Origin of the sequence: Flavobacterium sp. SH_e, from assembly GCF_025717045.1 — a bacterium.
In the GTDB taxonomy this organism is placed as follows: Bacteria; Bacteroidota; Bacteroidia; order Flavobacteriales; family Flavobacteriaceae; genus Flavobacterium.
Genome location: NZ_JAOVZN010000011.1, coordinates 1 through 15317 on the forward strand (window position 1 = coordinate 1; position 15317 = coordinate 15317).

Below are 15317 nucleotides of genomic sequence, written 5' to 3' on the forward strand. Positions count from 1 at the left end.
ATTTCCAGCAGCAAGTCCGTTTGCCGTTTCAGAAGTTCCTCCTGACGGTGACCAAATATAACTGTAGCTTCCCGATCCTCCAGAAACGCTTACTGAAGCGGTTCCGCTAGAATCTCCATGGCATAAAATATTGGTTTGTGTAGCTGAAGCGGCTAAAGCGTCAGGCTCTGTAATTGTAAAGTCCTTTGTAATGGAACATCCATTGGCATCAGTAATGGTGCAGGTGTAATTTCCAGCAGTAAGTCCGTTAGCCGTTTCAGAAGTTCCTCCTGATGGAGACCAGATATAACTGTAGCTTCCTGATCCTCCAGAAACGCTTACTGAAGCGGTTCCGTTAGAATCTCCATGGCATAAAATATTGGTTTGTGTGGTTGAAGCGGCTAAAACATCAGGTTCTGTAATTGTAAAGTTCTTTGTAATGGAACATCCATTGGCATCAGTAATGGTGCAGCTATAGTTTCCGGCAGAAAGTCCGTTTGCCGTTTCAGAAGTTCCTCCTGATGGAGACCAGATATAACTGTAGCTTCCTGATCCTCCAGAAACGCTTACTGAAGCGGTTCCGCTTGAATCTCCATGGCATAAAATATTGGTTTGTATAGCTGAAGCGGCTAAAGCATCAGGCTCAGTAATTGTAAAGTCCTTTGTAATGGAACATCCATTATTATCAGTAATGGTACAGCTATAGTTTCCGGCAGAAAGTCCGTTTGCCGTTTCAGAAGTTCCTCCTGATGGAGACCAGATATAACTGTAGCTTCCCGATCCTCCAGAAACGCTTACTGAAGCGGTTCCGCTAGAATCTCCATGGCATAAAATATTGGTTTGTGTAGCTGAAGCGGTTAAAGCGTCAGGTTCTGTAATTGTAAAGTCCTTTGTAATGGAACATCCATTGGCATCAGTAATGGTGCAGGTGTAATTTCCAGCAGCAAGTCCGTTTGCCGTTTCAGAAGTTCCTCCCGATGGAGACCAGATATAACTATAGCTTCCTGAGCCTCCAGAAACGCTTACTGAAGCAGTTCCGCTAGAATCTCCATTGCATAAAATATTGGTTTGTGTAGCTGAAGCAGTTAAAGCGTCAGGCTTAGTAATTGTAAAATTCTTTGCAATAGAACATCCATTATTATCAGTAATGGTACAGCTATAGTTTCCGGCAGCAAGTCCGTTTGCCGTTTCAGAAGTTCCTCCCGATGGAGACCAGATATAACTGTAGCTTCCCGATCCTCCAGAAACGCTTACTGAAGCAGTTCCGCTAGAATCTCCATGGCATAAAATATTGGTTTGTGTAGCTGAAGCGGCTAAAGCGTCAGGCTCTGTAATTGTAAAGTCCTTTGTAATGGAACATCCATTGGCATCAGTAATGGTGCAGGTGTAATTTCCTGCAGCAAGTCCGTTTGCCGTTTCAGAAGTTCCTCCTGATGGAGACCAAATATAACTGTAGCTTCCTGATCCTCCAGAAACGCTTACTGAAACTGTTCCGTTAGAACCTCCTTGGCACAGTATATTGGTTTGTGTAGCTGAAGCGGCTAAAGCGTCAGGCTCAGTAATTGTTAAACTTTCAGTGGAAATACAGCCCTTAGAATCTGTTACTGTTACAGTATAAGTTCCTGCTGTTAATCCTGTAATGGTATCAGCTGTACTAGCAGGAGTAGTGTTCCATTTATATGTATAGCTTCCTGTACCTCCTGTTGCACTAGCTGTTATTGAACCGTTATTTTCGCCATGACAGCTTATATTAGTTTTTGTTGAAATAATTGCTATTGCGCTTGGTTGAGATACAGTATAGGTTTTAGTTTCGATGCAACCATTAGGCGTTGTAATATTTAAAGTATAATTTCCGGCAGACAAACCTGTTCTGTCTTTTGTAGTTATTCCATCATTCCATGCATAAGAATATGTTCCATTTGTAAGAGGAGTTAAGCTAATTGCTCCATCGTTTCCATCATAGCATGTTACATCGGTAATGAGTGCAGTTGGCTCAATCAAATTTAATTTAATGCTTCCTCTTGACTGGCCTTCATTCTCTGCTATATTAAATTCAATTTTACTGTTACTGTCTAGATAACCTTCCCAAACATTTGTGTGTGATTCACAACAATTATCATCACTCCATATCAGTTGATCATTAATGTATAATCTGACCCAGTCATCATGCATTGGAATATCTATTTTGTAGTATCCGCAAGGAAATCCTTGTCTTTTTGCACTCCATGAATGATTGTTGCCATTTACTCGACAACCTTGATAACCAGGAACAGATGAAGGAGTATCATAATCTTCGAAATAATCTTCTGAATTAAAATTTAATGTATCGGCCGTAAAGTAGCCTGAATATGCAGATGACCAAGGAAGGTTGTTAAAAGTTCCTTCATTCCATGCATATACATTCCATATATTATTGCCATAAATGGCAGGATCGCCCACAGGTGTTGTGGGATCAAGAATTATATTTACTTCAGCAGTCGTGGTACAGCCAGAAAAATTGTCTTTTACAGTTACAATATGGTTACCTGCTGCAAGATTTGCAACGGATTGAGTAGTTTGTTCAGGAATTGTATTCCATTGGTAAGTATAATTACCAGACCCATTTTTTACAGCAACAGTTGCAGAACCTGATGAAGTTCCTCCACATGAAGCATTTGTTTGGACTGCAATTGCTTTTATTTCCTTATATGATTTTACAATGGCAGATGCGTATCCAGTTTGCTGAAAAGAATCTGTCACTATTACGCTATAAGTGCCTGGACTTAAATTAGAAATAGTTTGAGTTGTAGCTCCGTTTGACCAGCTGTAAGTATATGGAGGCGGATTTAAAAAAGAATATGGAATAACAGCTGTAATTGATCCATCTGATGAATAACAAGTGACATCAGTTTGATTTAAATTAACTAAGACTCCTCCGATTTGTCCAAACAGATTGGCTGAGGAAAAATGAATAAGAGTTAACGCAAAAATTAAATGTAGTTTTTTCTTCATACGCATAAAGGGGCTATTGATTTTTAGGTTTAAGGCAAAAGGCATTAATACTCCACTGTTTTTTAAATAATAGCTTAAAATCAGAGGAATTTAAGAGGCAAATTTAAATCAGCAGATTAGCTCGTTGGTAATCCGAAAAGTTTGTTAAAGTAAAATGAATAGCCCGAAAAGTTTTTCGGTCAGAAAAAGTTTAAAAAAATAAGATTGAAAATTTAATCTGCAATGTTTAACTCTTGCTTTTGCAAGTCGCTTGGCAGAATTCCATGACATTTTTTAAAAGCAGCTGTAAATTTGCTTGTGTTTTCGTAGTTGAATTTATAAGCTATTTCCTTTATAAGAAGTCTATTTTCGATGATAAGCTCTTTAGCAAGCTCCATTTGTTTTTCCTGAAAGTATTTATAGATTGGTTTTCCAAAAAACTGTTTGAACTCACTTTTTAATTTGCTCTCTGAAATTTTAAATTTTTCAGCCAGAATATCAATGCCAGGAAATTTGTCAAATAAATGATTAGTAAGATAGTTTTCAACCCTATTGATGCTAAATTTATCATCGTAATCAATAGGAGAGTGGGTTTCTATAATTTTCTGCTCTTTACAGAGTTTAAAAAAATCGAAAATTAAGTTTATTGTTGAAAATTTTAATTGTAAAAAATCTATAGAAGAAGATTCTCCGTTAAGGTTCATTACTTTATCAAAATGGCTAAAGTTTTTGATTACATCAGCATTTTCATTAAGTGGCCATGCTATATAAGCTTCATCAGACGATATGAAGTCATTCAGTCCTCCTTCGGTAAAAAGATTATTTTGAGCAAGATTACGTTGTAGCCATTCATCATTAAAATACAGTGTTATATATTTATTTTTTGAACCTTTAAAATTCAGATCACAATTTCGTTCTTTTGGCTTAAAGAATGTCCAACTATAGTTGGAAAAACAAAGTTGTTTTTCACAAATTTTTTTATCAAGATTAATTAGATTTGAGATATGATTAAGGCTCAACATATAATAGCCTTTATCTTCAATTTTTTTCTCATCAGGATTATCATAAACCAAATCAAAGGCAACGTTGGTTTTATAATTCATTTTGGAATAAATTATCCAACATCCTTCTTCAAGTTTTTGATAGCTAAACCCTCCTTCACAAAAGGGGGTATTGGCATAAATGCTTTGTCTAATTTTATTATGCTTTATAAAAGGATAGTTGGCAAAACTCTCGATTAGTGCTTCGGGAGATTTGCTACTGTATGGCAAGTGATAAAAGCCGTTACTATATGTAAAAAAGTATTGCTTAAATTGGTTAAGCCAATTCTTTAATTTGAGTTGGAGCATAATGTCCGCAAATATATTATTTTTAAAAGAGTATTCTAATTTTTCGGATAAATTTGAATCCTTAAATTCATATAAAATAAAATAAAGAAAACGGTTAATAAATCAACCGCTTTCCATCGTAAAAAATAAGAAACACAAACTAAATTACTTAGTATATTTTTTTCTTAAAAGAGTTATTTCTTTAGAACCGATTACCATTTAAATATTTCCTTTTTTAACTCTTTATTAAAAATTGCCAAGCAATAAATAAATTAACTTTGATTTGTCCATAAAAAATGAATAAATGAAAGTAAAATCTATTCCTGTAAATACAATTCCTTCGGAGTTTAAAGAAGGGATAATAATCGGAAAGGGAATATTTAATGGTGTACCTGATTCTAAAGAAGTAGAAAGATCTCATCGAGATGGAGGATACACCTTTATTTTACAGGAAAAAGGCAGTACAAATATTGAAATTGATTTTCAAAAACAAGAGATAAAAGAATCTTCAGTTGTTTTTATTCATCCCGATCAAGTACATCGTCTCATTTCATTTGAAGAAGCGACAGTAACCAGCTGGATAATCACTATCGAAAATCTCCGTCCTGAATATTTAAAACTGCTTGAAGAACTTTCTCCGGTAAATGCATTGTCGTTAACAGAAGAAGCTTTTTCTATTCTAAAAGAAAGTGCTTCATTATGTTTGAAACTTTCAGAAAGGAAGCATGAAAAATTATATGGTTCCATTTTGAAAGAAAGTACTAATACATTAGTAGCATTAATAATTTCGCAATATGCTGTACAGTCAAAATCAACAGATAACTATTCAAGATTTGAAGTTGTTGCCAAGACTTTCAAAGCGGCATTAGAATTAAATTTCGTCAAAATAAAAAGACCTAGTTCGTATGCTGATAAACTGAATATTTCTACTCCTTATCTCAATGAATGCGTGAAAACAGTAACAGGTTATCCGCCTTCTTATCATATTCAGCAGCGTGTTGTTTTGGAAGCAAAACGTCTGCTTCATCATTCGGATAAATCCATCAAGGAAATTGCATCTGAATTAGGTTACGATGATTATTCTTATTTTGCACGTTTGTTTTCTAAAATAGCGTCCATGTCTCCAATAGCATTTCGAAACAAAAACCTCGATTAGTTCTATATCTCCTTCGTTTTGATATTGCTTATGCTTTTGAAACGCGTTTCCTTTGTACCTGAAAAAATAGGAAGTAAAAAATGGAAACAATCAAAGGAATAAATCTTTTAGAGAATAAAAAAATAGCAATACTAGGTGCGGGTCCAGGCGGACTGACACTTGCGCGTTTGCTGCAGATGAAGGGCGCAGAAGTTAAAGTTTATGAACGAGACTTTAACCAAAATAGTAGAGTTCAAGGCTCAATAGTTGACCTGCATTTTGATTCAGGTCTAAAAGTGATGAAAGAAGCTGGCTTGATAGAAGCATTCAAAGCCAATTATATGAAAGGCGCTGATCGATATCGATTAGTTGATAAAGATGCCAATATTTTTGTCGAGGAAAATACAAGCGAAGATGATTTTGATAATGAACATTTTAGACCAGAAATTGACAGAGGCGCATTAAGAAATATGCTAATTGAGAATTTGCTGCCAGAAACTGTTGTTTGGAACAGTCAATTTTTAAGCATGAATAAAATTGAAAGTTCATGGGAATTGAAATTTCAAAATGGAAACACAGCTTTTGCAGATATTGTAATTGGAGCAGATGGTTATCGTTCTAAAGTCAGAAGTTATGTAACCGATATAAAAGCATTGTATTCTGGAGCAGCAATTATTCAGGGAGAAATTGAAAATCCTAAAATAGATTGTCCTGAAATTTATGAATTAGTAGATAATGCAAATCTTATTGCAATGGACATAGGAAAAACTATTGCTGTACAGCCAATGGGCAATGGAGGATTGACTTTTTATGCAGCTTCTTTATATGCTGAAAATTGGTTAGAGTCAAACGGAATTGACTTCAATAATGCTGATGAGGTTTATAATTACTTAATAAAGTATTATGAAGACTGGAATCCTTTATTTTTCGAATTATTCAAATCATGTCGCAATTTTGTAATGCGTCCGTTAAATTATTTTCCAACAGATCAAAAATGGGAACCAAATGAAAATGTTACTCTTATTGGCGACGCGGCTCATTTAATGCCGCCTTCTGGAGAAGGAGTAAATACTGCCATGCTTGATGCTTTAGATTTAAGCGAATGTCTTAGCAGCGCTCAATTTAGTGATTTGAAATCTGCAATAGGAACTTTTGAATTAAAAATGAGATCAAGAGCAGAAATTCTTGGCAAGGATGCAATTGATGGTATTCAGGATTTCGCTTCTCCGTCACAGCAATCCATTGATGAATTGGTTGAAATGTTTAAATCTAAATAATACGCGACAAAACTAGTTTAAACGATGATGAAGAATAGTATCGATAAGTTCCACAATATTATCTATGCTATCTTCATTAGTTTCGATTGCAGAACTGTAATTGTTGTAAGGAGCATATCTTTCTGGATCTGTAATGAACAAACCTAAAACTGGCACTTTTGCTGCGCTTGCCAATTGCATAATTCCATTATCGGCACCAATAAAAATAGATGTATTGGCTATAATTGAAGCGGTTTTTCGAATGTCGCTGCTGTAAAATGATTTGGCTTTAAAGCCAATTTGAGAAACTTTTTCTGTGGGAAGAATTTCTATAAGGGCATAAGAAGGAAAACTTCCTCGCACTTTTTGGTAAAATTCCTCCCACCATTCTGCAGAATGGCGTTTTTCTCCTTCTTCATAGGTAAAAATACAGATTGATTTTTTTGCAGCAGGAGCTATTTTGCGGAAAATTCTGTTTCCTTCAGACATCTCAGATGAATCTAGTTTCAAATCAAGATTAGGAACTTTCTCATTCCATTCAAAAATGCCATCTTTCGATACCGAAAATCGGAAATCATATACAGAAGTTTTTGCCGCGTGCTTGTAATCTGAAAAGATTAAAGCTGCAGATTCGCTTAAAGTATCACCGTAAAGTTTAAATCGGGCTCTTGTAAATTTGACTGCAAGTCTTCCAAGCCATGATGATTTATCGGCATTTATTACCAGATCATATTTTTTTTTTCTAAGTTTTCCCCAGCATTTTAAATATTCCAAAGGCTGTTGAAACGATTTTTCAGGAAGTTCAATTACAGTGTCGATATTGTTGTAATTTTTGAATATTTCTGTAGCCTTAGAGCCTTTTACAAATAAATCAATATTTGCAGTAGGATAGGTGTTTGACAGCTCTTTTAAAAGCGGACTCATTAATAAAAGATCTTCAAGTTTAGAACTTGTTCGGCAGATTAAGATTTGTCCAATATTTTTAACAGGACCAATCTTTTTTAAAGAATTGGTGCAACCTGTAAATTGCGTTAAGGTTTGCATTGCAAAACTACGCACGTTATTAGTTTTTATTTTAAAATCCATTTTTAAAGTATCTTTTCAATCTTTTATATATGGCTTTCGCCGAATTCCTAATTTCGATTTAAAAGTAATTATCTATAATTGGATCAGCACATTAAATATACTGGCTAAGGAATTTCATAGACGAATAGTTTGATTTTACAGAATTTTGTTTTTGAAAAAATCTTAAAACTCAAAATTTGAAATCAATTTCCAAAAGTGTATCGAATAGTAAGTCCTGAACTAATTGTAGTTAAAGGATAGGTAGTTGAAATAACAGGTTTAGAAAAAGAATGGTTATAATAGAATATCATAGTCAGGTTTTTGCTTAACGAATAATCTGCAGTTGTTTTCAAGGTCCAAATATTTTGTCCTGCGACCAACTGATTGTTATCGTAATCAAGATAACGCACAATGGTCTGATTGTTTCTCAGCGTCAAATCGGCTTTTATTATAATGTCGCTTTTTACTGTATTTGTAGGATTATCAGCTAATCTAGAAGTGAAAACTACATCTTTAATACGATAGCCAACTCCTACAACATATTCTATTCCGTTTACTTCGGTCAAATTATTATTGTCAAAACTCATTGATAAAGACCTGTCTTTGTTGATTTGCGTGAGAAGTCTAAATGAATTCTTCATTTCAAAATCGACTTTTAAAAAGGGATTAAATTGTTCTGTTAAAGTAACATTAGACATAATCGTTTGGTTATAATAATTACCATTATCATCCATTCCGTTTGGATCTTTAGCATAATTATAATTTGAATTAAAGGCATTTACAGTATAAGTTGCCTGATAACTGTGCTGTAGCGAAAATCGTTTAAATGTGTTTTTGAAAAAATTATACCTCATCAAACCATTATATTTTAATGACCAGTTTGGAATTGGGAAGTTTCTAAATATTCCCAAAGCTGCATCGTTAGGATTAGTTCCCGTATACGCAGCAAGAAAAGAAGCCAATAAAACAGATTGATTGGTGCTTCCATATCCTAAAGGGAATCCGTCAGAGCCAATATTAGTGCCGTTATTTACATTTATTCCTCTTCTTTCAGCAAGTCGGTAGGCGATTATTATTCGGTTTTTTCTAAAATTTTCAAATGCTTCAGAACCATTCTCATCACTGGCAGAAAATGCTGTTTTTATCAATGCTGTAGAAATGGAGAAAGTTCCCGAAGTATAAGGAGATCTCGAATTGTATTGTCCGTTGCTTATATCATATTGTTCTGAGAAATTTTGGGAATACGATCTATTAGCTTGTAAATCAATTTTTAAATCTGGAATTAATTCGATATTGGCTGTTCCTTTAAAAATTTTGCTCTGAGAAGTAGAGTACATTTGATTAAATTCTTGATAATTGGTCAGCCAGCCTTTTTTTGCTGCTTCATCACGAATGTCATGCTGACTTCCAAAAATAAATCCTAACGTAGGTTTAGAAAATCCCATAAAGCCAGAAGTTGGAAGATAGCCGGGCAAAATAGTTCCATTATTTTCGCTAAAATTTAAAGTAATGTTTTTTACACTTGTTAATACTCCAGACAGCATTTTTACAAATGTGTTTTTGTTCGTATTTTCAACAGTATTTGCTTTTACAATTTTTTCTCCAGGTTTTACGACAGTGGCTTTCTGTACATTGTTTTTATTATTTGCAGTTTTCGAAATGCCTAAATACTTGTATAAAGTCTCCATATTGAAAGTAGCATTCAAATTGCTTGTATTTGCATTTTGAACAGTATTTCCCAAATTATAAGTAACGCCATCAACTTCAATTTTAGTTAGCGCTTCAGATGATCGCTGCCAGTTATAATCGCCAGTATAAGTTAAATTAGCTTTTACGAAACTAAAAAGAGGAATTTTGCTGATAGGAATTTCATAATTTACAACCAGTTTTTGAACATGTTTATTTGGTTCTCCGATATCAAAATAATGATCCGAAATTTTAAAACCATCTATAGGCTGATTGTTACTGTCTAAATAGTTTTTTACAATATTACTGGTCGAAGAGGTAAAGTTTAATTTTAAAGATTTTGTCAAATTAAAAGTAAAGCCATACTGTATATTAAACTCAAAATTTCTGCTGTATGAAGGATCTAAAGCGATTCCCTCAACATCAGTCTGTCTAAATTGCTGCTGGTTAAATTGCCTTAAAATATTGGTATTGAAAGTAATATTTGAAGGCATATAATTAAAATTAAAGTCACTCAAAAGCTTCCAATAATTGCTCTTTTTCATGAATTCTGTTTTCTTGAAAGGCTCAACAGTTTTTGTTTCTGTACTATAATCATAATTCAAAGCTGTATTGCTTCTTTGGTCAACATAGCTTTCCCTTTCGTAATCGTGACTTGAAGTTTCATTAAAAGACTGCGAAAACGTGAAGTTTTCTATGTCATAAATATGAGCTTTTTGTTCGGGCTTTCTTTCCTTTCTAACGCCAATAAAATTGATACTTGTGGTTTTTGTATAATCAATCGCTCTGTTTTTAATGTTTTGTCTTTCTGCTTCACTTTCTGCCGTATTCAGCATAGTTTGAAGTGTAATGTCAGGGTTTTCAGGATCATACTTTGGCGTAATTGTAGCTTCAGATACAGCATAATTAAACGGCAGGGTAATTCCCCAGTTTTTTGGCATCAATTTTCCAAAATTAACATTCGTAAGCAAGTTATATTGCTGTACATCTTCCTGACTTCTTTCTAAAGAAGTTTGTTCCAAAGATCCAAAACCAATTGTGCTCATTTTTCCTGTCGCCGAAACTGTTGCAAAATCGGCAAGGTTAGAATCAATGTTTACAACAGCGGCCATTCCGCCAGTATTGTCCATTTCTGCCAAACGAAGTTCATTAAACCAAACTTCTCCTTTTATATCCTGATGAGGATCGTTATTTTTAATTCCGATCATTAAAGTTCGCACATATCCCAGATTTGGATTTCCTTTTACCCCCAATCGCAGCTTATTTGTTTTGCTGCTTAAAGAAGGATCAAGTTTCTCATTATCTTCGTCTAAATAGTAAATTCCGTCAGCGGGAAGATCGGCAGTTGCTATTTTTTTGTACAACATTTTTAGTTGAGATAATAGTGATAAAGACAAATCGATTTCATTGCTTTCTGGCCAAACAACTTCTGGACTCAAATACGAACAGCCTGATGAAAGTGTAACTTTTAATGGAATTTCAATCTGATAAAAATTCTCTGTATAATCATTTCCTAAACGAATAAAAGCACTCATCTGATTATCTGCAAGTGGCGTTTGACCAGTTAATGATTCCGCGTGCAAAAACATTTTAAGTTTTTTATACTGTCTCATGTCCATACTGATGCTTTTGTAAACCGCACGTGAATCATTTGCTTCTAATCCTTTTCCGGAAACCTTCAAACCAAGCGACTGTTCATTTTGATAGATAACAGTATTACCGCTGTACGTTTGTTCTCTTTCTACGCCTGGAGGGAGTACGTAGTTTACAGGACATTTTCCGTCGTTTTCTTCGATATTAACAGCTAAAACATCCAGTTCGGTATTATCATCTTCTGTATTGGTATCATTGATGTCTAAAGTTTCAGTATAATTTCTCCAATCGCCTTTTTGAAGATCTAATGATCCAAAACGAAGCGTGACAGGCTCGCTAAAACCTGTCATAAACATACGCATAAAGCGAATTGAAGTAAAATCTGAAATACTTCCAATGGTATTTTCTGGCTGAGAAATAGGGATTTTAAACTGAATCCATCTTGCTTGAGTTGTATTTCCATTTGCCAATGTAACCTGAGTATTTCGAATATCAGTAATATAATTTTGACCAATTTCCATGTTTGGTTTTATATCAATGCTATATTCATAATAAGCATTGATAGTATTCATAGTAAAATCACTGTTTATGTCTTCTACATCAGGTAAAGTTGTAGATCCACGATTGGCATCGTCTGCACTTACAGCTGAATTTCCTTCAGTTCCGTTATACTTTTTGTATCGTTCTAAAACGTCTCCTGTACTGTTAAGATAATAAGTGTAATCGTCAGCTGCGGGATCAGATTCTGAGGCATAGTTAGTATAAATCTGCGCTTCTTCACTATTTTTTAAACCATCTAAACCTATATCTTGATTAGAACGATTTGCAGTATCGGTATCAAAAGCGTAGGTTAGTGATTGCGACGCTGGAACATCTCCCCAAACTCCACGAGGTGTTACCATTATTTGATCTGTTCCGAGTCCGTTTTCATATTGTTTTCTTCCGTCTTTAAGAACATCTTCGGAGATTTCACCTAAATTAAAATAGACTTTTCCTGAATTGACATCATTGGTTTTTCCATTTCCAATATAAGGATCTAAAACCCAAAACTGAATGTATTGTACATTTCCCTGTTCGAAATTGGTCGAATTTAAAGATCTCATGATTCCTCCAAAGTTTTCTTTTGGAGAGGCAGAATAATTGAGCGAATTATTATAAGGTCCTCTTTCTGATGGATAATAACTTAAATCTAAAGTGCTGACAACAAGAGTTTGTCCCGTTTCGGTTTCTGTGTTTGGATATAATTCTTCTTTATAAATTCTTCTAGTTGAATTAAGAGAAATATCATCATTAGAAATTCCTGATGGTTTAGAAGTGTAAAACACAGGGTCAATGCTGTACCAAGCCAATTTTGCCCTTTTGTAGCCATAACTTAAATCTGTTGCACTTTCGTTAAAATTATAAAGGCTTGTAGTATTATTTGCAGGCGTAGAAGCAAGGCTCCAAGAATAAGCAGAACTTAAATCGATAGTTGTTGCAGCAGTTTCAAAATCATCGACATAAATGGTTGACTCTCCTTCAAAATCGCTTGCTTTTGCTGTATTTGGTTTTAAAAAAGCAACTTCGCCTCGAACCGAAAGATTCGAAGGAACATCGGTATCAATATTAGGAAGTTTATTGACCAGTCGGGTAAAGAAAGGAACTTCGCTAGAAAAATTGGTATTCAATCCGAAAATGGTGTTATCAACAGATTCCTGCCCATAAACCGATTTTTGTGTATAAGGTTTCTCAGTGTATTTTAAATAAGTAGCTCCAATAGTAAATTGATCTGATATTTTATGATCGATATTTAAGCCAATGAAATTTTTAGTCTGTTGTCCAAAAACGGAGTTGCTTTCTAGTGTCACCGTAATACTGGCATTTGAAGCCAATAATGCAGCATCAAGAATATGTACTTTTCCTAATTGATAATCTACGCTATAATCAATTCCCTCGGTTAAAGTTCTTCCGTCGGCTGTAACAATTACTGATCCTTTTGCAACGTTGGTTGAACCAATTGAAATTCCATCTGATCCAGAAGATTTATATTTTCCCTTTAATAAATACTTGTTTTTATCACTATCCTGAAGAGCGCCAGTTTGCGTATTGTTGTACAAACTTCTAAAAACATACTTTTTCTGATTTGCATTGTATGATGCTGTATTGTTATAATCTTCTGATGAGTTTGTCGTCAGTTTTTTAAAAATCAGCTCACCAAAAGGTTCTTTTGTGGTAAAAATAATTCGCCCATTTGAAGCGTCAACTGTAATGCCAGATACGTAATCAAAAAAGCCATCTCCGCCATCTTGCGGATCATTAGTTGAATTTAACCTATCCATATTAAAAACTTTCAATAAAGGCGTTTCAGCTACTTTATTTTCGTCTGATGGATTTGGCGGAAAAGAAGTAACTGGAGTAATATAATTTAGTTGTGAAGGATTTGTATAGAGAATATTGAATTTAAAATCATCTTGCGTTATTTGGTAAGCATTCGGAATTTGGTAAATGTTTTTCATCATTAAATTCCAAACAGGATCTTTTATATTGACCAAACTGCTTTTTAGCATTTTTAAAACCAAACTTTGCGTAGTAATAGTTTGAGAATCGGTTACCACAGTAGCATCGACACCATCATCTGCAAATTCACCAACTTGATATACCTGATCGCCTGAAGTATACTGATATGCGACAGCAAGAACTTCATCATTAGCCAATTTCTGAGTCAAAGAAATATATCCTAATTGCTTATTTAAAGTATATTCTGTTGAAGTTAATTTCCTTGCATTTTCAAGTTTCGAATAATCTTGTCCTTCTTTTACAGTAGCATTAAAACCAGATGCTGAAGTCGCAATTTCACGGATATTACTATTCAATAAACCGCTTCCAGATTTAATCTGAGCTGGATCATAATCATTATTTGTATTGTCAGGCGGAGAATCGGCTGCGTTATTAAACATTCCTGTTGAAGGGCTCAGAACCACAACCTGATCATCTGAAAGGCCAGTCAATTGTGCTTCACCCAAATCCTGAACCGCAACAATATTTCTTAAATTATTGGCAGTTGTGCTAACACGGCTTTGCTTATTGGTTACCCAGACTTCAATTCTTGAAATCTGAATACGGCTATCAATTAATGGGTAATTTTTTAGAGTAGCATCATATTTGTTTCTAAAATACTGTGATAAGAAAAAATGCCTGTTACTGTCATAATCCAAGGCATACAAATTAAACTCTTGAACCGCTCCGCTGCCTTCTGCACTGACAGTTTTGGTTTCTGACTTTTGCTGAGAGAAAACGCCCGTAACGGTTGTTTTTCCAAACTGTAAAGCTGTTTTTACGCCAAATAAGTTTTGCACTCCAGTAATTAAAGAGCTGTTTAAAGGCATACTAACATTTCCCACTTCAACTTTCTGTACAATATCATCTTCATCAGGAGTATATTCTAGTTTGAACATATTCTGAAATGCAAATGTAGATTGAGTATCATAATTGACATTTACACTTAATCTTGTACCTATTTTACCAACTAGTCCGAGACTAATTCGTTGGTCAAAATCAAAAGTAAGACTTGATCTGTTTCTGGTTGAGATTGCAGGATTATCTTGTTTAGAATACAATAAACCCAAATCCATTTCTACTGATCCTGTTGGTTTTACGTCGATTGTATTACTTCCAAAAATAGATTCAAAAAAGCTGGAATTGACATAATATCTTGGTAACAAATCTTTTTTTGCATTTTCTGTGCCCTTTTTTTTGCCATCAACCGCATCCATTTTTTTCCTGAAATAATTTCTTCTAGCTTCTTTCAGCATTAAATCTTCATATTCGGCAGGAGTTAGATAAAGAGGATAATTTATTGAAAAATCATCGACAGAATCGGTATAAACATAAGTATTGGTAAAAGGATCGTAAGTATAAGAAGATAAGATGCTTTTAGGGTTTTCGATTTCAATTTTTCCTATATCAAATCCACTTTTTATAGTGTCTTGCGATACTTGAGCGTTTGAAATAAAAGCACTGAAAAATATCAGAAAAAAGAATAATTTTTTAATCATTTACCAGATCCTGATAACCTTTTGCTTATTGGTTTAAATAAATACTATATCCAAAAATCCTGATGAAAGTATGTGCACACCTTCAGGTTTTTGAAAAAGAAATAATTAGGATGTTACCAGAAGTAGTTTTGTTTGATAGGCGCGTAGGGTTAAAGGAGCTTTTTGGTTTTCTCAATTCTTACTCAAAGGAATGATTTCGCTTCGGGATAAAATAATAAAGTAGAAGTATAGAGATTTTTACTATACTAAAAAGATAAATTGATCGATGAAA

6 protein-coding genes are annotated in these 15317 nt (G+C 34.2%); 2 read left to right on the forward strand and 4 right to left on the reverse strand.

Translation table 11 applies throughout. The features are described from left to right. Both OD917_RS21455 and OD917_RS21460 read right to left on the reverse strand, forming a co-directional pair. Positions 1-2970, reverse strand: a 2970-nt coding sequence (locus OD917_RS21455; RefSeq protein ID WP_263525425.1) for a SprB repeat-containing protein, incomplete at its 3' end; no start/stop codon positions are given. A 212-nt stretch (positions 2971-3182) separates the two neighbouring features. Next, a complete protein-coding gene (locus OD917_RS21460; protein WP_263525426.1) occupies positions 3183-4298 on the reverse strand; it encodes a helix-turn-helix domain-containing protein in 1116 nt (371 codons plus the stop codon). Positions 4299-4581: 283 nt separating this feature from the next. Here OD917_RS21460 and OD917_RS21465 point away from each other — a divergent pair, with 283 nt between their 5' ends. Together OD917_RS21465 and OD917_RS21470 are read left to right on the forward strand one after the other, a co-directional pair. Further along, entirely contained in the window at positions 4582-5433 is an 852-nt protein-coding gene (locus OD917_RS21465; RefSeq protein ID WP_263525427.1) for an AraC family transcriptional regulator, read from the forward strand. 80 nt (positions 5434-5513) lie between these two features. Further along, on the forward strand, positions 5514-6689 hold the full coding sequence (locus tag OD917_RS21470) for an FAD-dependent oxidoreductase (protein WP_263525428.1): 1176 nt from the start codon (positions 5514-5516) through the stop codon (positions 6687-6689). Positions 6690-6701: 12 nt separating this feature from the next. Here the strand turns inward: OD917_RS21470 and OD917_RS21475 are convergent, their stop codons facing one another. Next, positions 6702-7754, reverse strand: a complete 1053-nt coding sequence (locus tag OD917_RS21475; protein WP_263525429.1) for a glycosyltransferase family 9 protein — start codon at positions 7752-7754, stop codon at positions 6702-6704. A 182-nt stretch (positions 7755-7936) separates the two neighbouring features. Continuing rightward, complete coding sequence (gene sprA / locus OD917_RS21480; RefSeq protein ID WP_263525430.1) at positions 7937-15046, reverse strand: cell surface protein SprA; 7110 nt, start codon at positions 15044-15046, stop codon at positions 7937-7939. Positions 15047-15317 lie beyond the last annotated feature (271 nt).

Bases quoted from the DNA above. Each gene is read 5' to 3' on its own strand.
- OD917_RS21460 (WP_263525426.1), bottom strand. From the start codon at position 4,298: ATGCTCCAACTCAAATTAAAGAATTGGCTTAACCAATTTAAGCAATAC.
- OD917_RS21465 (WP_263525427.1), top strand. From the start codon at position 4,582: ATGAAAGTAAAATCTATTCCTGTAAATACAATTCCTTCGGAGTTTAAA.
- OD917_RS21470 (WP_263525428.1), top strand. From the start codon at position 5,514: ATGGAAACAATCAAAGGAATAAATCTTTTAGAGAATAAAAAAATAGCA.
- OD917_RS21475 (WP_263525429.1), bottom strand. From the start codon at position 7,754: ATGGATTTTAAAATAAAAACTAATAACGTGCGTAGTTTTGCAATGCAA.
- sprA (WP_263525430.1), bottom strand. From the start codon at position 15,046: ATGATTAAAAAATTATTCTTTTTTCTGATATTTTTCAGTGCTTTTATT.